This is a genomic window from Phyllobacterium sp. 21LDTY02-6, assembly GCF_023554255.2.
GTDB lineage: Bacteria > Pseudomonadota > Alphaproteobacteria > Rhizobiales > Rhizobiaceae > Phyllobacterium.
In genome coordinates this window covers 78,671-104,797 of the sequence record NZ_JAMJWD020000001.1, presented here as the reverse complement: position 1 = coordinate 104,797, position 26,127 = coordinate 78,671, and the positions used below count along the sequence as shown (strand labels likewise).

Here is a 26,127-nt window from a genome sequence, read left to right as displayed (position 1 = left end):
CGCACAGCATATGATAAGGCTCCGCAATGACCCCCGCAGCGAGCGACAGCTTCTTTGAGCGCCTTCCTGTCTTCACACAGTTCGAAGGCGTCGCGCTTGCGGAAAACTACCAGCCTCTGCCCAATGACTGGATACTCGCCACCGCTGATATCGTCGGATCGACATCGGCGATCGCGGAGGGGCAGTACAAGGCCGTCAACATGGCCGGCGCCAGCGTCATCTCCGCCGTTCTGAACGCGGTCGGCCGGAAGACCTTTCCCTTCGTATTCGGTGGCGATGGTGCACTGGTGGCCTTGCCCGGCGGCTATCTCCAGACCGCAAAGGACGCGCTTGCGGCGGTGCAAGCCTGGGTCAGCGATGAATTGCACCTGACATTGCGCGCCGCAATCGTTCCGATGGAGGATGTCCGCGCCCAGGGCCTGGATGTCCGCGTCGCCCGTTTCGGTGCAAGCCCGGACATTTCCTACGCCATGTTGACCGGTGGCGGCGCCAGCTGGGCCGAGGCACAGATGAAGGCGGGCCGCTATGTCGTCCAGCCGTCTCCAGCCGGCACCCGCCCGGACCTTACGGGCCTCTCCTGCCGCTGGAACCCCATCCAGTCGCACAATGGCCAGATCGTCTCCATCATCGCCGTGCCCGCCAGCACGGATGTGGAGACGAACTTCCAGGAACTCGTCGGCAAGATCATCGGGATTGCTGCCGAGGAACGCCGCGCTTCCCATCCGCTGCCCGAGGAAGGCCCGCCCATCGTCTTCAACCTTCGCGGCATCGGCCGCGAAGCAAGGGCCGCGGCGCCCGCCGGCAAGCGCTTTTTCCGCAAGCTGGCGATTTTCGGCCAGGTCGCGCTGACCTACATCCTCGACAAGACCGGGCGCAGCGCCGGCGGTTTCAATGCCCGCACCTACCGGCAGGAACTGGCGCAGAATTCGGATTTCAGGAAGTTCGACGACGGCCTGAAGATGACGATCGACATCGACGCACCGCGGCTGGCGAGGATCGAGCAGGTCCTTGAAGAAGCTTCAAGCTCGGGCGTGGCGCGATATGGACTGCACAAGCAGGATTCGGCGCTCCTCACCTGCTTCGTCCCGGTGCCCATGGGCCGCGAACACATCCACTTCATCGATGGTGCCGCCGGAGGCTATGCAATGGCGGCGAACAACCTCAAGGCGAAGCTCGCCTCGCCCACCCTCAAGATTTGAGGATATTGTCCGTCACGATGCCGTGGCGGCCAAAGACGTTGCGCGTATCGACAATCAGGCTCGCCCAGCGCGAAAGCGCCTCATAATCGATATCGTCATGATCGGTCGAAATGAGAACGGCATCGTAGGATTGAACGCTTTCCTGCGTCAGCGCGACCGATTTTCGGCCTTTCAGCGCCATATATTCACGCGTTGCCGGCACTTCTGCAACGAACGGATCGTGGAAATCGGCAACGGCTCCACGCTCCTGCAGCAGTTCCAGCAGGCGAAGCGATGGGCTTTCGCGAATATCGGGAACGTTCTTCTTGTAGGCGAGACCGATGACCAATATGCGCGCGCGGCTGAGGGCCCTGCCCGCCCGCATGTCGAGAGCCTCGGCCAGTTTTGAGATCACATAGCGCGGCATGGCTGAATTTATCTCGCCTGCCAGTTCTATGAACCGCGTCGGCAGTTCGAACTCGCGCGACTTCCAGGTCAGGTAAAACGGATCGATGGGAATGCAATGCCCGCCCAATCCAGGCCCTGGATAGAATGGCATATAGCCGAAGGGCTTGGTTTTCGCGGCCTCGATGACTTCCCAGATGTCGATCCCCATCGCCGAGTAAACGGTCTTCAACTCGTTGACGAGCGCGATGTTCACGGCGCGGAAAATATTCTCGGTGAGCTTCACCGCCTCCGCAGTCGCATTGGACGAGACCGGCACGACCGTCTTCACCGCATTGCCGTAGAACAGCTGCATAAGCTGGCGGGCTTCGTCGCCATCGCCGGCGACGATCTTGGGGATCGTCACCGTGTCGAAGTTCCGGTTGCCGGGATCTTCGCGTTCCGGCGAAAACCCGAGAAAGAAATCCGTTCCCGACCGAAGTCCCGACGCCTCCAATATCGGCTTCACCACCTCGTCGGTCGTGCCGGGATAGGTCGTGGATTCAAGCACCACGAGCTGGCCGCTACGAAGCCTCGATGCGATCGAACGGCAGGTGGCTTCGACGAAGGAGAGGTCCGGATCGCGATGTTTCGTCAGCGGGGTCGGCACGCAGATCACGATCACGTCGCATGCGCCGAGCCGATCGAAATCCGTCGTCGCGTCGAAGCGCCGATTGCGCCGCTCCGTATTCAGGGCGTCGGCGCTCACCGCCTCGATATAGGATCGGCCAGCCTCGATCTCGACGATCTTGCCAGGATCGATATCGAAGCCGGTGACCTGAAATCCACTTCTGGCAAGGGCGATCGCCAGGGGCAGGCCGACATATCCGAGGCCGATGACGCCGGCCACGGCCTGCTGCGCGCGAAGTTTTTCCGAAAGGGCGACGAATGTGGAGGGGGCCAACGCAAACTCTTTGTCTCGACGCCGCTGCCGGCGTGTCGTTGCATGATAAGGTTAAATGGCTGCAACATGCTGGACTGTCAAGCAGCGACGCGGGCGCAAATTTTTGAGCGCAATGGTCTACAACCTATTGTTTAAGAGCCCCGCCAAACCCATCTAGTCAAAACTGATCAACGAACGATAGAGGATGCCCGTCTGGTCGCCGTCGCAGTGGAGTGACATGGCGCTATTGCATAGCCGGCTCCTGGTTGGTCGGCGTTGACACATTTTGCCGATTCACTCATCTTGGGGTTGTTTTCTCCATTTTTCAGCGTGGTCACGCAATAGGCGTGCCGTGGCAACGGACGTGGCTCAATTTTGCAGGGACGACGGATGAGCACGAACCAGTCTGATGTATCCACAATACTCCTCGACAAGGTCGCCGATTGGCTGACGCAATCTTCACTCGCCGGCGACAATCTGGAAACCATCATCCGCGGCTTTTGCGAGCGGATCGCCGCAGCAGGGCTGCCGCTGGTGCGCGTACACCTCACCTTCTCCATGCTGCATCCGCTTTACGACGCCCTCGGCTTCACATGGCACCGGGCCAGCGGCATGACCGTGGAAGGCTATCGGCACGGCAATGAAAAGAAGCCGGAGCGTTTTCTTCTCAGCCCCTATTTCTATCTGCTGAGCAACAATCTTGAACATGTCCGCCGCCGCATCGATGCCGATGGGCCGGTAGAATTCCCGATCTTCGAGGAACTGAAGGAACTGGGCGTTACCGATTATCTCGCTTTCGTCCAGCCTTTCGGCGGGGAATCGACGCAGGGGATGATGGGCTCCTGGTCGACGGACAACAAGCATGGCTTCAGCGAAGGCATGGTGGCCGCGCTGTTGCGCCTGCAGAACCAGTTGGCGGTAGCCGCCAAGATGGCCGTCCTCGGCAAGCTCGCCGACAACATGCTCACCACCTATCTCGGCGGCAATGCCGGCAAGCGCGTCCTCAATGGCCAGATCCGGCGCGGTGACGGCGAGACGATCCGCGCGGCGCTGGTCATGGGTGACATGCGTCAATCGACCATGCTGGCGGAGAAGGAAGGCCGGCAGGCCTATATCGATACGCTCAACCACTTCTTCGACGCGATCGCAGCGCCTTTCAACCGGGGCGGCGGCGAAATCCTGAGTTTCATGGGCGACGGCTTTCTCGCCGTATATCCCTGTGGAAGGCACAAGGATCCCTCGCAGATCGCCTGCCAGGCTGCGCTCTCGGCCGTTTTCAAGGCCCAGGCCCGGGTGGCGGAATTGAACAAGGAACGCCGCAAGGAAGGCCTCAGCGACATACGCTACGGCGTCGGCCTGCATGTCGGCAACGTCATGTTCGGCAATGTCGGCCTCAAGGATCGCCTGACCTTCTCTGCCTTCGGTTCCGCCGTGAACGAAGTTCAGCGCCTGCAGAACCTGACCAAGAAATATTCGCGGGAAGTTGTGGCCAGCCAGGCCTTCGCATCCTATTGTGGCGGTGACTGGGTGACTTTGGGCGAGGAAAAATTGCGGGGCGTCGGCCAGAAGGTAACGGTTCTCCTGCCGAAGCAGGCAACGAGGGAAATCGCCATCGAGGAGGCGCTGGACGAAGTTGCCTATGACGGGCTCTCGGAAGCAGAGCAGGTCATGCTTCTCCATCGCGACGCGAAGACGCAAGTCCAGCGGCCGCTCCTTGAGAAATTCATGCAATGATATGGAAACTATGCGCTATGGCTTTCCTTGCGACCAGCCTCGGGGTGACAGGTGCGGCATCCGAACCGACCAGCGAGATATTGCGCGATGGTTTCGACGGCACCGACTTCGCGCCTGAAGGCGGCCTCTACTACCGCAAGAATTTCGAACAACGCGCCGGCACGGTGGAGTTCCAGTCGGAGGTCAAGCTGACCGGCAGCGGTGCCTTGAAGCTCACCGTCAAGCCGTTTTGTCCCAAGCCGCGCAAGGGCTGCAGCGAGCGTGCGGAGATCTGGGAAAAAACGCAGAAGCGCGTGCCCTATAATGAAGGCGTCTGGTACGGATTTGCCGTCAAGTTCGCCGATCCCATTCCGAATGGCGACCATCGCTATCTTATCGCCCAGTGGAAGCGCGAGATCGGCCCGGGCGCCGTCGGAGATTTCAGCCCCTTCCTGGCGCTCAGGCTGAACAAGGGAAAGTTGTTCGCCACGGTCGAAACCAACTACGTTGAACCTTCCAACGGAAAAGGCAGTTCTTCCGTCGTCGAAGATTGCGGCCATGCCCGGACGCCGGTCTGGTTCCGTCCGGAAACCAACCAGATGCGCGCGCTCGTGGCGACGGATGGCAATTGGACGCCGGAGGACGGCACCGTCTTCAAGAGTTGCACCGACGCGATCTCCGTCACCGACCGGGGAAACAAATTGCCGGCGCCGGATTCAGGCTGGATCGACTTTGCCATCTATACGAAACCCGGTCCCGATGGTTCCGGCCAGATCGAGATTTTTGCCAACAACAAGTGGATCGTCAGCGTGAAGGGCCATATCGGGCATAATGATGAAGGCCTCGGCAAGAACCAGTATTTCAAGTTCGGGCCCTATCGCGCGGCCGATAACCGGGAATGGTCGCTTTATTACGATAATTTCCGCCGTTCGCCCCATTGCAGCGACGTTCTCGACGCCAGCGCCTGCCCCAATCCATAAAATTTGCAGTAGTTTTGTGACATATTGTAAAGAACGCCGGGTCAACTGGACTCGCGTTTGCCCCTGAGCTAACCTCCTTTGCATAAATAAAATGGCTCTTTGGGGAATACATCGCTGGCATGACGTCGGGATCGGATCTTTTACGCATCGAGAATCTCGGAATCTCGTTCTCAATGCTCGGCGGGCGATTGCAGGTGGTGAAGGGCGCCAACTTGCGCGTTCTTCCCGGCAAGGTCACGGCGCTGGTCGGTGAATCCGGCTCCGGCAAGTCCGTCATCAGCCAGTCGGTGATGGGCATATTGCCCGATACGGCCAGGGTTTCCGGCCAGATCATATTCACCGATCCGCTGACGGGAAAATCCACGGATATTCTCAAGCTGAAGCGCGACGGCAAGGAACTGCGCGCACTGCGCGGCAGCCGCATGGCGAAAATATTCCAGGAACCGATGACGTCCTTGTCCCCGCTGCACACCGTGGGCAACCAGATCAGCGAAGTCCTCGCCATCCACACGGCGGCCAGCCGGGACGAGCAGCGCGCCCAGACCGAGAAGATGCTGGGCCTCGTCGGGTTCGCCAATCCCTCCCGAACCTACGACATGTATCCATTCGAGCTTTCGGGCGGCATGCGCCAGCGCGCCATGATCGCCATGGCGCTGATCTGCCGCCCGGCGCTCCTCATCGCCGACGAGCCCACCACCGCGCTCGATGTCACCATCCAGGCGCAGATACTCGACTTGCTGAAAGACCTGCAACGCAAGCTCAACATGGCAATGTTGCTGATCACCCACGACCTCGGCGTGGTGGCAAACATGGCCGATGAAGTCGTGGTCATCTATCACGGCGAGATAATGGAGGCGGGTCCAGTAGAATCCATCTTCCGCCGCCCGCAGCACCCCTATCTCAAGGGCTTGATGGCCGCCGTGCCGCATTTCGACATGAAGCCGGGCGAACGCCTGAAGGCATTGCGCGAGGTGAAGGTCAATTCCGGCACGCTCTGGGCGAAAAAGGCCCGCGATGCGGTCGATGCTCCCGATGTGCTCCTTAGCGTCCGCGATCTCGTCAAGACCTACAAGACACGAAAATCGGGCCTGTTCGGCACGGAAGGCGGCCACGGAGTGAAGGCGGTTGATGGCGTCAGCTTCGATATCATGCGCGGCGAATGCCTCGGCCTCGTCGGCGAAAGCGGCAGTGGGAAGACCACCGTCAGCAAGATATTGATGCGCGGCGTTACCCCGGACAGCGGCTCCGTCACCTTTGACGATGGCCGAGGCAAGATCGACGTGCTCGCCGCGCAGGGCGACACGCTCATGGAATTGCGGTCCCGCATCCAGATGGTGTTCCAGGACCCGGTTTCTTCCCTGTCTCCGCGCATGACCGTGAAGAATATTCTGAGCGAACCGCTCGAAATCCACGACCGCGGCGACAAGGCCTATCGCGCGGAAAAGGTGAAGGGACTGATCGAGGCCATCGGCCTGGACCAGCGCTATCTGAACCGCTATCCGCATAGTTTCTCCGGCGGGCAACGCCAGCGGATAGGTATCGCGAGGGCGCTCGCCCTTGGGCCGAAGCTCCTGATCTGCGACGAGCCCGTCTCGGCCCTCGACGTGTCGGTACAGGCGCAGATTCTCAATCTCCTGAAGGATTTGCAGAAGGAACTGGGCCTGACCTACCTCTTCATCTCGCACAATCTCGCGGTGGTCGATTACATGGCGGACCGGATCGCCGTCATGTGCGCCGGAAAGATCGTCGAGATCGCACCCCGGGAGATCATCCTTCGCCGCCCGGTACATCCATATACGCGGGCGTTGCTGGCAGCCGTGCCCTTCCCGGACCTCGACCGGCCACTTGATTTCAATGCCTTGCGCACCGGCGAGGCGATGGACCAGAATGCCTGGGGGCCGCAATTCTCGGACGATGGCAACGAGGCCGGGGCGCTTGCCGCCGCTGACCTCGGAGGCGGCCATCTCGTTCTTGCCCGGCGCAATGTCGATGCCCGGGAGCTGCGCTCATGGTAACCCGCCGCACCGTGCTTGCCGGAATCGGCTGCTCGCTCCTTCCCGGTGCCGCCAATTGCGCCGACCGTGAGCTGGAGCCGGAATTTCTCGAACCCCAATTGAAGGCGAGAAGCATCCCGCCTCTCGTCCAGCGCATACCGAAACGTCCGCGGATCGTCGGCCTCAAGGAAATGGGCCGGATCCCGGGCCGCTATGGCGGCACCGTGCGCACCATTATCGGCAGCGCCAAGGATATCCGCTTCATGACCATTTACGGTTATGCGCGGCTCGTGGGCTATGATGAGAAGCTGAACTTTCAGCCCGATATCCTTGAAGCGTTCGAGGCGGACCGGGACACCGTCTTCACCTTCACGCTTCGTGACGGACACAGATGGTCAGACGGATCGCCTCTCACCGCCGACGATTTCCGCTATTGGTGGGAGGACGTCATTCTCAACAAGGACCTGACACCCGGCGGCGGTTCGCTCGATCTTCGCGTCGATGGCAAGCTTCCGCGTTTCGAGGTCCTCGACGCACTCACCATCCGCTATTCCTGGGACGCGCCCAATCCCAATTTCCTGCCGAGCATCGCCGCCCCGCAGCCGCTCATCCTTGTCGGACCTTCGGCCTATCTGAAGAAATTCCACGAGAAATACCAGGATTCCTTCCGGCTTGCGGCCCTTATGCAGGAAAACCGGGTCAAGAAATGGGCCGATCTGCACATCAAGATGGCGCGCGAATACCGCCCCGAAAACCCGGAACTGCCGACCCTCTATCCATGGCGCAATACGACGAAGCCGCCGGCCGAGCAATTCGTCTTCGAACGCAATCCCTTTTTCCACCGCGTCGACGAGAATGGGCGGCAGCTGCCCTATATCGACCGGTTCATCCTGAATGTCAGTTCCTCCGCCATCATAGCGGCCAAGACGGGCGCCGGCGAAAGCGAACTGCAGGCGACCGGGATCGATTTCAGCGACTACACATTCCTGAAAGATGCCGAGAAACGCTATCCGGTGAAGGTGGATCTCTGGAAGTCGACGCGCGGGTCGAGAGTCGCCATATTTCCGAACCTCAATTGCCAGGACGAGGTCTGGCGCCGCCTGTTTCACGATGTCCGGGTGCGGCGGGCCCTTTCCCTGGCGATCGACCGCCACGAAATCAACATGGCGGTCTTCTTCGGCCTGGCGACGCCGAGCGCCGATACCGTCTTGCCCGAGAGCCCGTTGTTCAGGCCCGAATATGCCAATGCCTGGATCGCCCATGATCCGGAGGAGGCCAACCGGCTGCTGGATCAAGCCGGCCTCGACAAACGCAACAGCGACGATATCCGCCTGCTTCCCGATGGCCGTCCGGCGGAAATAACCATCGAAACCCCTGGGGAAAGCAGCGTCGACACCGATGTCCTCGAGCTCGTGACCGATCATTGGCGGCGGATCGGCATCGCGCTTTTCGTCCGGACATCGCAGCGCGAAATCTTCCGCAGCCGGGCAATGGGCGGGCGCATCATGATGTCCATCTGGTACGGCCTCGACAATGGCGTCGCGACGGCCGACATGAACCCGGGCCAGCTGGCGCCGACCATGGACGACCAGATGCAATGGCCGCTTTGGGGCATGTATCACCTGTCTCACGGCGAACAGGGCACCGCGCCGGACATGCCGACGGCCGTGGAACTCGCCAAACTTCTCGATCAATGGCAGAAATCCGCCGAATTAAAGGACCGCACCGCCATCTGGCACAAGATGCTCTCCCTCTATACCCAGGAGGTTCTCTCCATCGGCATAGTGAATGGCACGGAACAGCCGATCCTGCGCTCTTCAAGGCTGCAGAATGTGCCCAGCCGCGGCCTCTACGGGTTCAATCCCACCTGCTATCTCGGCGTCTACATGCCCGATACATTCTGGTTCAGCGAAGGACAGGCGTAGATGCTGCGATACATACTCTGGCGCATCGCCGCGATGATACCGACGCTGCTCATCATCTCGGCGCTGGTCTTCGTGATCATCGAATTGCCGCCCGGCAATTTCTTCGAAAGCCAGATAGCCGAACTCAGGGCGCAGGGCGAGACCGTCAATCTGCAGGAAATCGAGGAACTGCGCCACCAGTACGGCTTCGACCAGCCGCCGGTCCTGCGATATTTCAACTGGCTGGGCGGTATGCTGCAGGGCGATTTCGGCTATTCGTTCGAATATCAGCTGCCGGTGAGAGACGTGATCGGCGACCGCATGTGGCTCACCATCCTCGTGTCCTTCGTGACGATCCTCTTCACCTGGCTCATTGCATTTCCGATCGGCATGTATTCTGCCACGCATCAATATAGCTGGGGCGATTACGGCCTCTCATTCCTGGGGCTCATCGGCATAGCAATCCCGAATTTCATGCTGGCGCTGATCCTCATGTACTTCGCCAATATCTGGTTCGGCACCTCGATCGGGCATTTGATGGACCAGAAATATCTGAACGAGCCCATGAGCTGGGAGAAGGCCCGTTCGATCCTGTCGCATCTGTGGATACCGGTCATCATTGTCGGCACAGCCGGCACCGCAGGCATGATCCGCAGGCTCCGCGCCAATCTTCTGGACGAACTGCAGAAGCAATATGTGATGACGGCGCGGGCAAAGGGGCTCCATCCTTTCCGCACGCTGGTCAAATATCCGCTGCGCATGGCGTTGAATTTCTTCGTCTCGGATATAGGATCGATCCTGCCGGCGATCATCTCCGGCGCCGAGATCACCGCCATCGTGCTCTCGCTCGAAACCACGGGACCGATGCTGATCAAGGCCCTGCAGAGCCAGGACATGTATCTCGCCGGTTCCTTCCTGATGTTCCTTGCCTTCCTTACGGTCATCGGCGTGCTCGTCTCCGATATCGCCCTCGCATTCCTCGACCCGCGCATCCGGCTTGCCGGCAGGAGCACCAAGTGACGGCCCAACTTCCTCCTCCAGGCGCACCGCTGCCGCATTACGTGTCGAGTGCGCCCTTCGATCCGATGTCGATCGAGGCCATGACCGAGGCGCAGGTAAAGGTCCACAAGGCGTCGCAATTGCGGCTGATGTGGTGGAAATTCAAGCGGCACCGGCTTGCCCTTGCCTCGGGCATATTCCTCGCCCTGCTCTATGGCATGATCGTCATAGCCGAGTTCCTGGCGCCGTATAATCTGCACACCCGCAACACCGATTTCATCCACTCCCCGCCCCAGCGCGTTCATTTCTTCGACAATGGCCGCTTTGTCGGCCCGTTCGTCTATGGCCGGACATTCAGCGTGGACAAGGAGAAGATGCGGCGGCTTTACCCGGAGAACAGAAGCGACGTGCAGCCGCTGCGCTTTTTCTGCCGCGGCGACGATTACAGGTTCTGGGGGCTGGTCAAAGGCAACATCCATTTCGTCTGCCCCGCCGAGAATGGCGAGATGTTCCTGCTTGGCACCGACCGCCTCGGCCGGGACGTGCTTTCGCGCATAATCTATGGCGCGCGCATCTCGCTCACGATCGGCCTGATCGGCATAACGATAAGCTTCGTTCTCGGCATCGTCATCGGCGGCCTTGCCGGCTATCATGGCGGCGTATTCGACCTTCTCGTCCAACGCGTCATCGAAGTGCTGCAATCCTTGCCTAGTCTGCCGCTCTGGATGGCGCTTGCCGCCATCATGCCCGTCACCTGGAGCCCGATCCTGATCTATTTCGGCATCACCATCATTCTCGGCATGCTGGACTGGACGGGGCTTGCGCGCTCTGTGCGCTCGAAGCTCCTTGCATTGCGCGAGGAGGACTATGTACTCGCGGCGCAGCTCATGGGGGCAAAAAGCAGCCGCATCATCGGCCGGCACCTCGTTCCAGGCTTCATGTCGCATCTTATCGCCACTGCGACGATCTCGATCCCCGGCATGATTCTGGGGGAAACGGCCTTGAGTTTTCTCGGCCTGGGACTAAGACCGCCTATCACAAGCTGGGGCATATTGTTGACGGAGGCACGCAGCGTGAGTGTAATTGCCTTCTATCCGTGGCTGCTCTTCCCTATGATCCCGGTCATCCTGGTGATTCTCGCGTTCAATTTCTTGGGAGACGGCTTGCGCGACGCAGCCGATCCATACAGATAAAAGGCACACAGGTTGCTTTCACACAAACCGACCGGTTCACACATGCGGATCATCCCGCACCAAAGAAGGTTTCGGCCATGATGCGGCGTTACGATGATGCGCGGATCCTCATGTATAGTCACGATACGTTCGGGCTCGGCCATTTGCGCCGATGCCGGACGATCGCCCATTCCCTGGTCGAAGATTACCGGGGATTGAACATCCTGATCATTTCGGGTGCAACCATTGCCGGCGCCTTCGATTATCGTGCGAGGGTGGACTTCGTGAAAGTCCCGAGCGTGATCAAGCTCCGCAACGGCGAATACACCTCCATGGCGCGTCACATCGATCTGCACGAGACGCTGAAGATGCGCCAGTCGATCATCCGCCACACCGCCGAAACCTTCCAGCCGGATATCTTTATCGTTGATAAGGAGCCGATGGGCCTGAAGGGCGAGGTGGAGGAAACGCTGCATTATCTGAAATCGCGCGGCACGAAACTGGTGCTGGGCCTGCGTGAAGTCATGGACGCGCCGCATCTGCTGGATGCCGAGTGGAAACAGAATGACGTCATGCACAAGATCGACCAGCTCTACGACGATGTCTGGGTCTACGGCCCGCCGGATTTCTACGATCCGCTGGTCAATCTCGACGTGCCGAAGCAGGTTCGCGACAAGATGACCTTTGTCGGTTTCCTGCAGCGCAGCGTGTCGCACGAGGCTGCCTCGGAACATGTGCCGAAAGGCGACTATATCCTTGTCACCACCGGCGGCGGCGGCGACGGCGCGGATCTGGTGCACAATGTCATCCACGCCTACCAGCAGGATCCGGACCTGCAGCACAAGGCTTTCATCGTGCTCGGGCCGTATATGCCAGCGAAACAGCGCGCAAAACTGGTCAAAAAAGGCAGCAAAATCCCCTATATTCAGGTGATCGAGTTCGATAATCGCATGGAAGAACTCATCGCCGGGGCAAAAGCCGTCGTTGCGATGGGTGGCTACAACACCTATTGCGAGATTCTTTCCTTCGACAAGCCGGCGCTGATCGTCCCCCGCCTCGCCCCGCGCGAGGAGCAACTCATCCGCGCAAAGCGCGCATCGGAACTCGGCCTGGTGGATATGCTTCTACCGGAAGATGCCGAGGACCCTTTACGGCTCGCGCAGGCGTTGAAGCGTCTGCCCGAGCGCACGCCGCCCTCGCGTCGTGTGGAGAACGGCCTGCGTCTCGAGGGATTGGTCCACATCTCCGAAATCGTTGGCGGATGGTTGGACGAACGCGCCGAGGAGGCGCTTCCCGCTGTCGCCGAATAAGAGACTGCACTTGCCGATACGCCGCAAAATACTGGTGATATTGAAAGGCTATCCGCGCCTTTCCGAAACCTTCATCGCGCAGGAACTGCTCGGCCTCGAAAAGGCCGGCTTCGATCTCACGCTGATATCGATGCGGAGGCCGACCGACAAGAAGCGCCATCCGATCCATGACGAGATCAAGGCGCCGGTTGTCTACCTGCCCGAATATCTGCATGAGGAACCCCTGCGCGTGTTCAAGGGCCTTGTTGCCGGCATGCGTTCGCCACGGCTCGGCGCGGTCCTGCGCCGCTTCTGGCGGGATTTGATGCGCGATTTCAGCCGCAATCGCTTCCGCCGGCTCGGCCAGGCCATGGTTCTGGCGCGTGAATGGCCGAATGCGGGCGAATGGCTGCATGCGCATTTCATCCATACGCCGGCGTCCGTGGCCGCCTATACGAGCCTGCTGACGGGCGTGCCGTGGACCTGCTCGGCCCATGCCAAGGATATCTGGACCTCGGCCGATTGGGAATTGAACGAGAAGCTGGCGGAGGCGCGGTGGAGCGTCACCTGCACAAGGTCGGGCTTCGACCACATGCGCAGCCTGACCGATCGCAAGCGCCAGGTCCATTTGAGCTATCACGGGCTTGATCTTGCCCGCTTCGGGCATTTTGCCGAGGCAAGGTCCGACCGCGACGGCACCGATCCTGACGCTCCGGTGGAAATTCTCAGCGTCGGGCGAGCGGTAACCAAGAAGGGCTACGATATCCTGCTGCAGGCGCTCGGGCTTCTGCCGCCCGAGCTCGCCTGGCGTTTCGTGCATATCGGTGGCGGCGACGAACTGCCCCGCCTGCGCGCCCTGGCCGACAATCTCGCCATAAACGACCGCATAATCTGGAAGGGAGCGCTGGCACAGGAGGATGTCCTCGATCACTATCGCCGCGCGGATGTCTTTGCCCTGGCCTGTCGGATCGCGCAGGATGGCGACCGGGACGGGCTGCCCAATGTTCTCGTCGAGGCTTCGAGCCAGAACCTCCTCTGCGTTTCCACGGCGATATCGGGCATCCCTGAACTGATCACCCACGGCGAGAACGGCATCCTGGTCCCGCCGGACGATCCGCACGGCCTGGCGCGAGCGCTTGAAACGGCGATCCGCAATCCGCAATTGCGGCACAGGCTCGGCCTTGCGGCGGAGCGGCGCGTCCGGGAGCATTTCGATCACAATTCGAGCATCCGCCAGTTGGCAGGACTGTTCGAGGATGAATGGCAGCGCCGATGAAGCCCCCGCGCGTTCTGTTCTACGTGCAGCATCTTCTCGGCATTGGCCACATTGCCCGTGCCAGCCGTATCGCCGATGCCCTGGCGGAAGCGGAATTCGATGTCCTCGTCGTCACGGGTGGTTCCGCCGTGCCGGGATTTCCCAGCGGCCGCGTAAGGTCCGAGGCGCTGCCGCCGCTCCTCGCCGCCAGCGCAGGCTTTTCCGGACTTGCCGACGAAAAGGGCGCGATCGCGAGCCAGGATTATCTCGACCGGCGGCGCAACCAGCTTCTCGAAACATTCCGCCGGGAAAAGCCCGATATCGTCATCGTCGAAGCGTTTCCCTTCGGCCGGCGCCAGATGCGGTTCGAACTGCTGCCCCTGCTCGACGCGATCGCTGCGAGCAGGCCGCGGCCGCTATTGCTGACATCGGTTCGCGACATCCTGCAGGAGCGCACGAAACCCGGACGCGACGAGGAGACTGTCGCGCTCGTCAAAGCCCATTTCGACCGCATCCTTGTCCATGGCGACCCGGATTTCGTCACCCTGCCGGAGACATTTCCCCTCGCCAGCCAGATCGCCGGCAAGATCGTCTATACGGGACTGGTCGCCGCGCCCCCTCCGCCACCAGTCGACGACCGTTTCGACATTGTGGTGTCGGCCGGCGGTGGTGCCGTCGGCTATGATCTGCTGCGCGCCGCCTACGGGGTCGCCCGAACCTCGTCGCGGTCCTGGTGTCTGATTACCGGCCCCAACCTGCCCGAGAACGAATTCAGCAATCTGTCGGCGGATGCCCCGGCGAATGTGTCGGTCACGCGCTTTCGCCGGGATTTTCCGTCATTGTTGCGCAACGCCGAACTGTCGATATCCCAGGCGGGATACAACACGGTCTGCGATATTCTCCAGGCTGGCTGCCGGTCCATCCTGGTGCCGTTCACGGCCGGCGGGGAAACAGAACAGAGCGTGCGCGCCACCCGTCTCGAAACCCTCGGCCTCGCAACGGCGATCCCGGAAGATGGCCTGAACAGCGAGGTACTGGCTGCTGCTGTCGGCACCATGCTGAACGGTCCGCCTCCCCCCTTGCACCCACTGAAACTCGATGGCGCCAGCCAGACCGCACAAATCCTGCGGCAACTTTTATAGTCAGCTTGCAAGAAGCGGGTTTCTCTCGCTGGTTCGAGGAGTATAAGGGTAGCCGGGCTTCGATTCTGCTTTGCCATGAACGAGGCTCCGCCCCAACCTCCATCTTGATCCAAGGCAGACGGAACGCATGTGGCGCGCGTGAATGTGATGTTGTAATCTCTCATTGATTCAACCCGACGTGCATCGCCGCGCACAGCCCGCATACTTTCGTAATTCTGCTGATATTTTACAGTTCACGGTTGTTCATGGAAAAAAGCCTAACGCGCTATATCTGGTCTAATACGCGGCTGCAGCAGATATGGATTCTGGTGGTGGTGGCCATTTCGATGGTGCCGTACTTCCTTTCATTCGATCTGCCCAAGCAGATCGTCAACGGGCCCATTCAGGGCGTCGGCTTCGAGAACCCGGGCGCCACCCAGACATTCATGCGATTGCAGTACGACCTGCCTTTCATCGGCGATGTCGTGTTCTTCGAAGGGCTACAGCTCAATCGGTTCCAGATGCTGATGGCGCTCAGCCTGGTCTTCCTGCTGCTCGTCGTCATCAATGGTCTCTTCAAGCTCTATATCAACACCTATAAGGGCCGCCTCGGCGAGCGGATGCTGCGCCGTATCCGCTTTGAGCTGATCGACCGCGTGCTGCGCTTTCCGCCGTCACAATTCAAGCGGGTGAAGTCGGCTGAAATCGCCACCATGATCAAGGACGAGGTCGAGCCGATGGGCGGCTTTACCGGCGACGCCTTCGTGCAGCCGGCGCTTCTCGGCGGGCAGGCGCTGACGGCGCTGATCTTCATCATCATGCAGAACTTCTGGCTCGGCATGATAGCCGCGGCCATCGTCGCCATCCAGGGCGTCGTCATCCCCCGAATGCGCCGGCGGCTGCTCGAACTCGGCCGCCAGCGCCAGCTGACGGCGCGTGAGCTTTCGGGCCGCGTCGGGGAGATCGTCGACGGCATCGGCACCATCCACAGCAACGATACGTCCAACTACGAACGCGCCGACATCGCGGCCCGCCTCGGGCTGATCTTCTCGATCCGCTATGACCTCTACCAGTGGAAATTCCTGGTCAAGTTCATCAATAATTTCCTGGCGCAGGTCACGCCGTTCCTGTTCTACTCGATCGGCGGCTTGCTCGCGCTCCAGGGCCGTCTCGATATCGGCCAGCTTGTAGCGGTCATCAACGCCTACAAGGACCTGCCGGGCCCGCTGAAGGAACTCATCGACTGGGATCAGGCGAGGCAGGACGTTCAGGTCAAATATGCGCAGGTCGTCGAACAGTTCAACGTGGACCAGCTCGTCGATCCGAAGATACAGGCGGTGGTCCCGGCCAGCGTCGGCCGGCTCGAACATTCGCTCCATGCCACCAATCTGACCATCTCCGACGATACGGGGGCGCCACTGCTGCGCCACGTCAACCTCGAGATTCACCCCGGCGAAACCGTAGCCATCGTCGGAACCAGCGGCAGCGGCGCCGAAGCCATTGCCGAGGCGCTGGCGCGACTTGTCTGGCCCGACCAGGGGCGCATCACCATCGACGGCAGGGACCTGCTCGAACTGCCGGAATCCGTAACCGGGCGGCGCATCGCCTATGCCTCCTCCGACACGTATTTCTTCCACGGCACCCTGCGGGACAACCTGCTCTACGGCCTTAAACATGCACCGCTGACGCAGGTTCAATATGAGGGCAAGCAGGCCGCGCTGCAGAAGTGGAACATCAATGAGGCGCGCCGGGCGGGCAACCCGGAATTCGACCTGAACAGCGACTGGGTCGATTATGGTTCGGCCGGCGTCAGCGGCCCCGCCGAGATATTCAAGGCGGTGCGCCCGGTGCTCGATGCGGTCCTCATCTCGCAGGACATCCAGGACATGGCGCTGCGGTCCAACGTCAATACCGACACCCATGCGGATATCGTCGATCGCATCGTCGAGCTGCGGCAGGCCTTGCGCAAGCGGTTGAAGAAGGAGGACCTGGACGATCTCGTCGTCCCCTTCCGCCTCAAGGACTATAATCCGCAGGCGACGATCGGCGAAAACCTGCTGTTCGGCTCCATGAAGCGCCCGTTCATGACGAACCGCAAGCTCGCGGCCCATCCCTATTTCCGCTCGGTGCTGCGCGAAAACGATCTATATATCGACCTTTACATGATGGGTCTCGAAATCGCGGCGAACGCAGTGGAACTCTTCCAGGACCTGCCGCCGGATCACCCTTTCTTCCAGCAATTGACCTTCATGACAGCTGACGACATTCCCGCCTATCAGCTCATGCTGCAGAAGTTGCAGGGCCGCGGCATCGAGGCTGCTTCGGCGGAAGAACGTTCGAACATCATCCGGTTGAGCTTCTCCTATATCGAGCCCAGGCATCGTTTCGGCCTGCTGAACGACGAACTCATGGCCAAGATCGTGGATGCGCGCGGCCGCTTCCATGACGGCATGCCCGACGATCTGAAGGATGTGATCGAGCGCTATGACCCGAACAGGTTCATCGCTTCGGCAAGCCTGATCGACAATGTGCTGTTCGGCAGGATCGGCTACAGCCAGGCCGACGGTCCGGAGCGCATCCGCCTGATCCTGCGCGACATCTTCGACAAGCTGAACCTGTTCGACAGCGTGCTTTCGATCGGCCTCGACTTCGATGTCGGCTCGGGCGGGAAACGGCTCACCAATGTGCAGCGGCAGAAGCTCAATGTGGCCCGGGCCTTGCTGAAGAAGTCGGACTATCTGATCTTCAACCGGCCGTTGCCGGCGCTCGACCAGCGCATACAGGACCGCATCACGCGCAACATCCTGGAGTATCTGGGCACGGAAGGATATTCGCTGACCGTGATCTGGGTCCTGTCGAATGCCGAACTGGCAGAGTCGTTCGATCGCGTCATCGTCTTTGAAAATGGGGCTCTGGTCGAGGACGGAACATATGATACTCTCCTGCAAAAGGATGGGGCATTCAAACAACTGGCGTCGTAGTTCCAGTGACCTGAAGGGCGTAGGGATCGATGTTGCTTAAAGACGAAGTGGAAATGTTGCGGCGGGTGCCATTGTTTTCGGGGGTTGCACCAGCCAAGCTCAAGCTGCTGGCTTTCACTTCCGAACGGGTGAGCTACAAGGCCGGGCAGACGCTGTTCCGCCAGGGAGACCCGGCGGACGCTGCCTATGTCATTCTCACCGGCGCTGCCGACATCCTGGCGGATTCGCCCAGCGGCGAGATTAAAGTCGCCGAGATCGAACATGATTCCATCGTCGGCGAGATCGCCATTCTCTGCGATGTTTCGCGCACGGCCACCGTGCGCGCCAATACGCCGCTCGAGGCCTTGCGCATCAACAAGGATCATTTTCTCAAGCTGCTCAGCGATTATCCTGAAATGACGATCGAGATCATGCGGGTGCTGGCCGACCGCCTCAGCCAGACGACGACCGAGCTGAGCGAGGCCCGCAGCAAGCAGAAGCAGGCTAGATAGACGCTTCCGGCCTCAATCATCCCCAAGCGGAACGATATCGCCGCTCGTCAGGTCGATGCGGAAGTTGCGCGAGGGCTGCCCGGCAAGATAGGCCTGCATCATCCGCATGACGATCGAGAATTGCAGCTGCACGCCTTCGGGTTCGGCCAAATCCGCGAAACAATCGATCAGGGCGCGGTAGACTTCCAGGCGGTCGGCAGCAATCCAGTCCAGCGCGATTTCGCTTCCCATCCGCAAGCGGTACCAATCGCCGATCATTTCGAGGACCGGCAGGGACAGAAGCTCCGGTGCGATGCTGCGCGATGGCGTATGGCCGGCCAGCTCGAACAGATCAATGACGTTCCATTCCTTTACGATCCGGGCCAATTCCGCCGGCCACTCCCGTTTCAGATAACGGTGCGTGACGGTCTGGGCGATGTGAGCCGACAGGAACTCGCCATAATCGGAGGCTTCGAGCAGGTGGCCGGCCTGCTTCTTCGCCATGGCGATCTCCTTCCGGTAGATCGCCTGCAGGTCGGCGTCCAGCGGCAGGTGGTCAAGGGTGACGGTGTTGACGGAGGCGTCGCCTCCGCCGAGATCGATGATCTTGTAGGCAGCGGGAAATGCAGCGGTCGAAGGCATGCCTATGTTGACTAGAAAGCCGGAGCCATGGCTGATCGCAGCCGTATCGTTGACGTGCAGATGGCCGCTGAAATGAACGCCGAGGCCGGAAGTCATAGCCGCCTCGGCAACCTCGCGCCGCGGCGTGCGCCGGACCGATCCCGTTTCTCCCAACAGCGCCATTTCATCCGCACGGGTACCGTCCAGCACGTCGATCATCGGGTAGTGCGAGAATGCCAGCACGCGTTTGCCGAGCTCTCTCGCCCGTCTGGTGACATCGCCGATCCAGTCGAAAAGGAACGGTTTTTGCGTCAGTGCGGCGTTCCAGCCTGCATCGGAACTGTCGTCGAATGCACGTCTCAGGTCGTCATGGGCTCCGTCGCGCGGCTCGAATATATTGGCGTCGAGCATCAACAGCCAGAGATCCGGCACCGGCTCGACCAGATAGGAACCATCGACAAGGCTGTAGCTGTTGGTCCCGTCGGGCGACCGTGCCGTGTAGCGCCTTGCGGCAGGACTATCGTCCAGGCCGAAGGGACATTCCCAATGGAGATCGGTGTCGCGCTTGAAGAAACCGATATTCGCGAGCAGTTCCAATCCCTCAGGGTAGCCAGGGCAGAACATTTTGTCCGTGACGATATAGTCATGAGCCTCGTCATCGATGAAATCATCGGTGCTCGCCACAAAGGCATAGTTGCCGTCAGGCCTGAGGAAACGCTTGCCATGATGCCGTCCAGCCGGGCCGAAAATATCGTGATTGCCGGGGACGGCGTAGAATATCAGCCCATGATCACGCGAATAGGTCTCCAGCAGACGCTGCAGACCCGCGAGCGTCGCCCTCTGCCCGTCATCCGAATAGTCGCCGAGCAGGACCACATGCCTCACCCCACGTGACGCGATGTCGTCCAGCGTTGCACGCAGTGCATGAAAACTCTCATTGAACACCCGCGTAGAGCGCATCGTATCCGTCAGGCGCCGCGCGGTCAGGCGGCGTTTGCCTGTCCTGATACCCTCGAAATCATAATCACCATGCAGATCGTGGTAATGTGCATCTGCTATGACGGCAATTGGCGGAAACGGGGGTTTCGTCATTCAATCCGGTGCTCAAATTTTCGAGTGACTGACCATTTGTCATAAAGCTTAAAAATCGAACTACTATCGCTTAAATAGGAAGTAACGCGAATTTTTGATGCGTTGCCGACAAATAAAACGAAATCCAAGCCTCGCATATCGGATGCCGTTTGATTACGATGGTCGAAAAATGGGGACCGGGTGCAAAGAGTGTAATGGACGAGGACTTATTTCGGGTAAAATTCTGGGGCACACGAGGCAGCGTTGCCGTATCGGGGCCGGAATTCCATAAATATGGCGGCAATACTGTCTGTATCGAGGTACAGTGCGGCAAACATCGCCTCATATTCGACACCGGATCGGGCATTCGGCAGGCCGGCGAGGCATTGACGCGCGAGGGCGTCGAGAGCATCGACATTTTCTATACCCATTGCCATTACGACCATATTATCGGCCTGCCCTACTTCACGCCGCTTTATGACCCGAAAATGAGTGTCCGGCTGTGGTCCGGCCATATGGCGGGCATCATGAGTACCGCGGAGATGGTGCGGCAGTTCATGCGGCCGCCTTGGTTCCCGGTGGAACCCGACATCTGCAAGGCTTGCCTGAATTTCAGCGATTTCCGCCCGCTGGATGTGCTGGAGCCCTATCCCGGCGTCCGTATCATCACCGATCGGCTCAATCATCCCGGCGGCTGCGTCGGCTACAGGATCGAATGGGCGGGAAAGGTTCTGGCGCTCATCTTCGATACCGAGCACGAAAAAGGCAAGCTCGATCCCGTGGTGATGAAGCTGATCGAGGGCGCACAGCTCGTCGTCTACGATTGCACCTATACGGAAGATGAGATGCCGCGCCGCTTCGGCTACGGCCATTCCACCTGGCAGCACGGCGTCCAGCTTGCCGCCGCCGCCAATATCGGCGGCTTCGCCCTTTTCCACCACGCGCCGTCAAGAACCGACAAATCGCTGGACGAATTCGAAAAGCGATCGCAGGAACGTTTCGGCGGCGCCTTCGCCGCGCGCGACTTTCAGGTCATCGATCTCTGAACCATCAGGTCACTGATCGAGGCCCAGTCATTGCCCTCGTCATTCGCGGTGATGGAGAACAGACGCTCCAGGAATGTCCAGGCGCCTTCATCATGGACGAGATGGTGCGTGAGGATGCCGATCGCCCCGCCCCCCGCCTCGTAGCGCAGCTGCATCTGCTCGACGATGGCCGCGACCAATTCGCCGTGAGGACGGCCGCCGCGCGTGCCGTGCCAATCCATCAGGTCCACATGCGTATTGATATGCGGCAGAATTTCCCCGTTCGCGGCATTGGCAGCCCCGAACACGGACAGCGCCTTGAAACCCAGCCCGGGAAGACAGCGGATCAGATTTCCGTCGATCCTGTTCCATGGCGGCACCAGAACCGGCGCGAAATTGCCCGGGAAAAGCTCGGCGCAGCGCGCAACACCCTGCCGCAGTTCCCAGGTGACTTCGTCCACCGGCCGATGGGCACCAAGCTCCTGCTTCTTCTCGCCCGCTGCCGCATGGTTGGCATGCGACCAGCCATGCACCACTGCGGTCGCATTCGGCGCCTCTTCCAGCCTCGCCGCGAGCGCCTTGCCGGCGCCTGCGGGGATGACCGCGAGAGCGACCGGCACGGCATGGGCCTTTGTCAGCGCCAGCAATCGATCCAGCGCCGGCGTCGGCTCGACGGCATCGTCATCCCGCAGCCAGAAAAGGGGCCGGAGCTTCGCCTTCTTCCAACGCTCCAGCTCATGGCGCAGCGGCAGCCAGATATCGTCATCCATCATTCTTATCGCCTATCAGGGATTGCAGCAGTTGGTCCAATCGTTTTGCAGCCACTTCAAGCGAGCGTTCCGTCGCCACGAAATGGCGCGCCGTCTTGCTCATGGCCGCATGTTCGGCGGGATCGTCCAGGAGGGCCGCAATCGCCGCCGCATAGGCGCCCGTATCGCCATCCGCCGTCAGACGGCCGGTCTGGCCGTCGACAACGACCTCCGGCACGCCGGCGACAGACTGGGCGATGACTGGAAGCCCCGCCGCCTGCGCTTCGAGATAGGCTATGCCATAGGCCTCTCCGACGCCCGGCCAGACATAGAGCCCGCTGCCGGCGAGCGCGCCGATCAGTTCTTCCTGTCCCAACTCGCCGCGCCATTCGATCCTGCCGGGCTCGAACCGAGCGAACATCGCCTCGACCGCCGCCCGCTGCGGACCATCGCCGATGACCGACAGCCGCCACGGGCGGTTTTCGATCAACTGGAGCGCGCTCGCCAGCCGCGTATAGCTTTCCAGCTTGTCGCCGGAACGCATCATGGCCACGGTGACCAGCCGGCGCGGGTCACCGATCCCTCCGGCATCTGAAAACGGAGCAATATCGATGAAGGGAAGCAGCCGGGCCGTCCTTGCCCCGGTTACCGCTTCCGCCAGCCCGCGCAGGTCGCGTGCCGTGAAGCACAAATTGAGCGCGGCAAGGCCTACCGCCTGCCTCACCGAGGCCTGAAGCTCACGCCAGCCGCCATCATTGCGCCTTTCGGAGTATGAGGCCTCGGCCGTTACATAGACGATGCCGAGCGCCTGCGCGAGCGGCGGACCGATCAGGTCGGGGGCCTTGTAATACGGGTGATAGGTAAACCAGACGTCCGGCATGCCCCCCTGACGCCAGCTGGCCGCAAGACGCGACCTTTCGGCGTCGGCCCTGGCGGCAATATCGCGCCGCATATCGGCGTCCGGCGTGGCGGAGAAGCTGCGCAGCTCCGATACGAGCTCGACATGATGACCAGCGCTGCGCAGCGCCTTCATCAACAGTCGCGCCATCTGCCGGTCACCGGAGGGAACCGGGTGGTTCGGAGATTTCAGCGGGGCGTAAAAGGCAATGCGCATGTCCGTCTCTGTGACGCAGGGAAAGTCGATGCACAATGGGGTAACGCGCTTTTGTTCACAAGCCGCTCGCCGAGCCCAACCTGTAACAACTTCGCCTCGCCAAATCATCGACCCTCGACTAAGCTGACCCGACGAAATTCTTTGGCTTATATGACCGACAGCAAAACCCGACCGCTCTTTTCGGAACGCTCCCTACGCCGCATGCGGTTGATCACGGGCCTGATCATGCTCGTTTTCGTGGCCTTGCACCTCTCCAACCACGCGCTGAACCTCGTTTCCCTGAAAGCCGCCGAACACGGTCGCGACTGGTTTCTTCTGATCTGGCGCAACCCTCTCGGCACGCTGTTGCTCTATGGCGCCGCCCTCGTCCATGTCGTGCTGGTAATGCGGGCGATCTATGCCCGCCGCACCTTGGTCATGCCGCCGCGCGAGGCCGTGCAGATAGTGCTGGGGCTTCTGATTCCGCTGCTGTTGATCGAGCATGTGGTCGGGACCCGCCTCCGGCACGAGATTGCCGGTCTCAACGACAATTACGAGTTCGTCATCCGCAGCCTGTGGATCGAATCTCCCGCCAATGGCGTGAAACAGGCGATCACGCTCGTCATCGTATGGATCCATGGCTGCATCGGCGTCCATTTCTGGTTGCGCTATCGCCAGTGGTACGCCGCGGCCGCGCCCTTCCTGCTGACGATTGCCATCCTCGCGCCGGTCCTCGCCTTGCTGGGTTTCGCCGATGCCGGCCGCGTCCTGGCAAGCGAACCTGTGCAATCCAGCTTTGGCAGCGGCTATGGCGCCGCCAAGCACCGTCTGGCCCAAGATCTCGCGGCGCAGCAAACGGTCGATCACGTCAGATATGCCCTTTATGGTGGTTTCGGCTCGATGCTGATCGGCGTGGTGGCTCTACGATCCTATCGCCGATGGCGGGAGCGTGCCGACCAGATCGCCATTCGCTATCCGGAAGGCCAGACGGTACGGGTTCCCCGCGGCTTCAGTGTCCTTGAGGCGAGCCGCCTTGGCGGCATCCCCCATTATGCGGTCTGCGGCGGCAAGGGACGCTGCTCCACCTGCCGCGTGCTGGTCATCGAAGGCGCGGAGGACCTGCCCGCACCGGATGCGACGGAACGCAATACACTTCGCCGCATCAACGCCGACGCCGACGTCCGCCTTGCGTGCCAGCTCAGGCCACAGAGCGATATCAGCATTGTTCCGCTGCTTGCCCCTGCCCTCGAAGCCAATCTGCCTCCGGGCACGCAGGAGGCCAATCCGGGGCGGGAGCAGGAAATCGTCGTGCTGTTCTGCGATATCCGCAATTTCACCGCGCTCACCGAGGCGCAATTGCCGTTCGACATCGTGTTCCTGCTCAATCGCTATTTCGCCATCGTCGGCCACGCAGTCGAACAGTCGGGCGGTCGGGTAGACAAGTTCATCGGCGACGGCGCCATGGCGCTCTTCGGGCTTCGCGGCACCATGGATGCCGCCTGCCGCAGCGCTCTGCGCGCATCTGCTCTCATCGCGCGGCAGATCGAGCAGCTCAGCAAGGAACTGGCTCCCGATCTCGGCGTGCCCTTGCGGGTCGCCATCGGCATTCACACGGGAACCGCGATCGTCGGCACGATGGGCCATGGCAACGTCAAGAACCTGACGGCGATCGGCGATACGGTCAATGTCGCGAGCCGGCTGGAGGCCGTGGCCAAGGAGCTTGACGTGACGCTGGTCGTCTCCGAGCCCACGGTCAGGCTGGCCGCCAGCGACATGACCGATCTCGAAAGCCGCGAGATCAATGTCCGTGGCCGTGCAGAGCCGCTGCGCGCCTATGTCGTGCCGCAGGAGACGGTCGGGCGTTTCGCCTGATTTTTGACTAGCCTGATTTTTGACTAGGACGTCCGCCGGTACAGAAAATATCGGCCGGCCTTCACGCTGGATGGCAGCGGCAGTTGCTCGAGCCACGGATGAACCAGCGGCAGGCCGCTCGCGACGATACCGCCGGGCGCAAGCATATGGGCAGCAAGCCCGGGCAGCCATGTCAGGGTGACGGCATCCTTCGCGTCGTAGCCGGTGCCTATGTCGGCATGAACGAGCGCGGCGTCGATGCCGTGGAACCGGGCGCCGCTTTCGCAGATTTCGCCAATGACGAGATTTTCCGCGTCCGGCGTCGAGCTCTTGTGGGACGCAACGGCCCGGTCGAAAGCTATGATCCGCCGATCCGGGAACAGTTCGCGCAGATGGTCGAATGTCCGTCCGTTTCCAAGCCCCAATTCGATGATGGGACCCTCGATCTTTCGAACTTTACCGGAAATATGATTGAGAACATCGCGCTGCGCCGTCATGCGGCGAATAAAACTGTCCAGACGACTCATTGGTCGGGCTTCCACTTCATCCATACAGCACCGTATTGGAGCAAAATGGGGCCGATTGGAACGCAAAAGCACTGCAGCGCACCGAATTCATGCGCCGGACAGCATGAATTCACTCACTTTTTCGTCAGAACGGCGCGAAAGTCTTCCAGCTTGCGAAGCTGCTGCCCATCCGGGCCGAAATTGCCCGGTGCGAGCCATGCCTGATAGGCCGCCTTGAGCTCTGGCCATTCTCCATCGATGACGGAGAACCATGCGCTGTCGCGATTGCGGCTCTTCTGCACCATGTGCTGGCGGAAAATGCCCTCGAACCTGAAGCCGAATCGCTCTGCCGCGCGCTTCGACGGCTCGTTCTCATTGTTGCACTTCCATTCATAGCGCCGATAGCCGAGCTGGTCGAATATGTATTCCATGAACAGGAACTGCGCTTCCGTCGCGGCCGGCCTGCGCGAGATTGCCGGCCCCCAATAGATATTGCCGATTTCGATGACGCCGAAGGCCGGGTCGATCCGCATCAGCGCCTGCCGGCCCGCCACCTTGCCCGTCGCCTTGTCGATGACGACGAAGAACAGCGGGTCATCGCTGGCCGCGATCCTGCTCAGCCAGGCTTCGAACTCCTGGGGATTTGCAGGCGGCGTCTCGAACAGATAGCGGAAACGGTCGTCGGCATCCGCCACCGTGGAGGCCTCGTAGAGGCCCTGGCCGTGCCGGGCCACATCTACGGGTTCCAGCCGAACATAGCGGCCATCAAGCGTCACGCGGTCGGGCCTCGGACGCGGCGTCCATTGTGTCAGATCAGTCATATCACAT

Annotated in this window: 20 protein-coding genes; 14 read left to right on the top strand and 6 right to left on the bottom strand. The window is 60.8% G+C overall.

Annotation, left to right across the window (positions count from 1 at the left end):
- The first annotated feature begins 26 nt into the window (after positions 1–26).
- Entirely contained in the window at positions 27–1,199 is a 1,173-nt protein-coding gene (locus M8997_RS00440) for a DUF3095 domain-containing protein (protein ID WP_250018412.1), read from the top strand.
- On the opposite strand, the gene M8997_RS00435 is transcribed toward M8997_RS00440, so the two are convergent.
- Complete coding sequence (locus tag M8997_RS00435; RefSeq protein ID WP_250018411.1) at positions 1,189–2,526, bottom strand: nucleotide sugar dehydrogenase; 1,338 nt, start codon at positions 2,524–2,526, stop codon at positions 1,189–1,191. The genes M8997_RS00440 and M8997_RS00435 overlap by 11 nt on opposite strands.
- A gap of 369 nt (positions 2,527–2,895) precedes the next feature.
- Here M8997_RS00435 and M8997_RS00430 point away from each other — a divergent pair, with 369 nt between their 5' ends.
- The 11 genes from M8997_RS00430 to M8997_RS00380 all read left to right on the top strand — a co-directional run bounded on the left by M8997_RS00430 (position 2,896) and on the right by M8997_RS00380 (position 18,404).
- Positions 2,896–4,239 carry an adenylate/guanylate cyclase domain-containing protein gene (locus M8997_RS00430; protein WP_250018410.1) on the top strand — a complete coding sequence of 448 codons (1,344 nt, stop codon included), beginning with the start codon at positions 2,896–2,898 and terminating at the stop codon, positions 4,237–4,239.
- A 17-nt stretch (positions 4,240–4,256) separates the two neighbouring features.
- A complete protein-coding gene (locus M8997_RS00425; RefSeq protein WP_250018409.1) occupies positions 4,257–5,198 on the top strand; it encodes a polysaccharide lyase in 942 nt (313 codons plus the stop codon).
- Positions 5,199–5,317: 119 nt separating this feature from the next.
- The gene (locus M8997_RS00420; RefSeq protein ID WP_250018408.1) at positions 5,318–7,213 is read left to right on the top strand and encodes an ABC transporter ATP-binding protein; all 1,896 of its coding nucleotides are present in this window, start codon (positions 5,318–5,320) and stop codon (positions 7,211–7,213) included.
- On the top strand, positions 7,207–9,117 hold the full coding sequence (locus M8997_RS00415; RefSeq protein ID WP_250018407.1) for an ABC transporter substrate-binding protein: 1,911 nt from the start codon (positions 7,207–7,209) through the stop codon (positions 9,115–9,117). The genes M8997_RS00420 and M8997_RS00415 overlap by 7 nt, the downstream gene beginning before the upstream one ends.
- Entirely contained in the window at positions 9,118–10,116 is a 999-nt protein-coding gene (locus tag M8997_RS00410; RefSeq protein WP_250018406.1) for an ABC transporter permease, read from the top strand.
- On the top strand, positions 10,113–11,288 hold the full coding sequence (locus M8997_RS00405) for an ABC transporter permease subunit (RefSeq protein WP_250018405.1): 1,176 nt from the start codon (positions 10,113–10,115) through the stop codon (positions 11,286–11,288). The genes M8997_RS00410 and M8997_RS00405 overlap by 4 nt, the downstream gene beginning before the upstream one ends.
- A gap of 77 nt (positions 11,289–11,365) precedes the next feature.
- Positions 11,366–12,577 (top strand): glycosyltransferase family protein, encoded by a 1,212-nt coding sequence (locus tag M8997_RS00400; RefSeq protein ID WP_250018404.1) that lies wholly within the window; start codon positions 11,366–11,368, stop codon positions 12,575–12,577.
- A gap of 10 nt (positions 12,578–12,587) precedes the next feature.
- Positions 12,588–13,832 carry a glycosyltransferase family 4 protein gene (locus M8997_RS00395; protein ID WP_250018403.1) on the top strand — a complete coding sequence of 415 codons (1,245 nt, stop codon included), beginning with the start codon at positions 12,588–12,590 and terminating at the stop codon, positions 13,830–13,832.
- A complete protein-coding gene (locus tag M8997_RS00390) occupies positions 13,817–14,953 on the top strand; it encodes a glycosyltransferase family protein (protein WP_250018402.1) in 1,137 nt (378 codons plus the stop codon). The genes M8997_RS00395 and M8997_RS00390 overlap by 16 nt, the downstream gene beginning before the upstream one ends.
- A 245-nt stretch (positions 14,954–15,198) precedes the next feature.
- Complete coding sequence (locus tag M8997_RS00385; RefSeq protein ID WP_250018400.1) at positions 15,199–17,913, top strand: ABC transporter ATP-binding protein; 2,715 nt, start codon at positions 15,199–15,201, stop codon at positions 17,911–17,913.
- Positions 17,914–17,942: 29 nt separating this feature from the next.
- The gene (locus M8997_RS00380; protein ID WP_250018398.1) at positions 17,943–18,404 is read left to right on the top strand and encodes a cyclic nucleotide-binding domain-containing protein; all 462 of its coding nucleotides are present in this window, start codon (positions 17,943–17,945) and stop codon (positions 18,402–18,404) included.
- A 12-nt stretch (positions 18,405–18,416) separates the two neighbouring features.
- Here M8997_RS00380 and M8997_RS00375 read toward each other — a convergent pair whose 3' ends face one another.
- Positions 18,417–20,096, bottom strand: a complete 1,680-nt coding sequence (locus tag M8997_RS00375) for a metallophosphoesterase (protein ID WP_250018396.1) — start codon at positions 20,094–20,096, stop codon at positions 18,417–18,419.
- 194 nt (positions 20,097–20,290) lie between these two features.
- Between M8997_RS00375 and M8997_RS00370 the strand changes: the two genes are divergently transcribed.
- Positions 20,291–21,121 (top strand): MBL fold metallo-hydrolase, encoded by an 831-nt coding sequence (locus M8997_RS00370; RefSeq protein WP_250018394.1) that lies wholly within the window; start codon positions 20,291–20,293, stop codon positions 21,119–21,121.
- Here the strand turns inward: M8997_RS00370 and M8997_RS00365 are convergent.
- Positions 21,103–21,873, bottom strand: a complete 771-nt coding sequence (locus M8997_RS00365) for a polysaccharide deacetylase family protein (RefSeq protein WP_250018392.1) — start codon at positions 21,871–21,873, stop codon at positions 21,103–21,105. The two genes, M8997_RS00370 and M8997_RS00365, sit on opposite strands and share 19 nt — an antisense overlap.
- Positions 21,863–22,963, bottom strand: a complete 1,101-nt coding sequence (locus M8997_RS00360; RefSeq protein WP_250018389.1) for a glycosyltransferase family 4 protein — start codon at positions 22,961–22,963, stop codon at positions 21,863–21,865. Before M8997_RS00360 ends, M8997_RS00365 begins: the two co-directional genes overlap by 11 nt.
- A gap of 150 nt (positions 22,964–23,113) precedes the next feature.
- On the opposite strand from M8997_RS00360, the gene M8997_RS00355 reads away from it, so the two are divergent.
- A complete protein-coding gene (locus M8997_RS00355) occupies positions 23,114–24,814 on the top strand; it encodes an adenylate/guanylate cyclase domain-containing protein (RefSeq protein WP_371929463.1) in 1,701 nt (566 codons plus the stop codon).
- Positions 24,815–24,837: 23 nt separating this feature from the next.
- Here M8997_RS00355 and M8997_RS00350 read toward each other — a convergent pair whose 3' ends face one another.
- Positions 24,838–25,320: a class I SAM-dependent methyltransferase gene (locus M8997_RS00350; RefSeq protein WP_250018385.1), complete on the bottom strand. Its 483-nt coding sequence runs from the start codon at positions 25,318–25,320 to the stop codon at positions 24,838–24,840.
- Between the two features lie 113 nt (positions 25,321–25,433).
- Complete coding sequence (locus M8997_RS00345; RefSeq protein WP_250018383.1) at positions 25,434–26,120, bottom strand: GNAT family N-acetyltransferase; 687 nt, start codon at positions 26,118–26,120, stop codon at positions 25,434–25,436.
- Positions 26,121–26,127 lie beyond the last annotated feature (7 nt).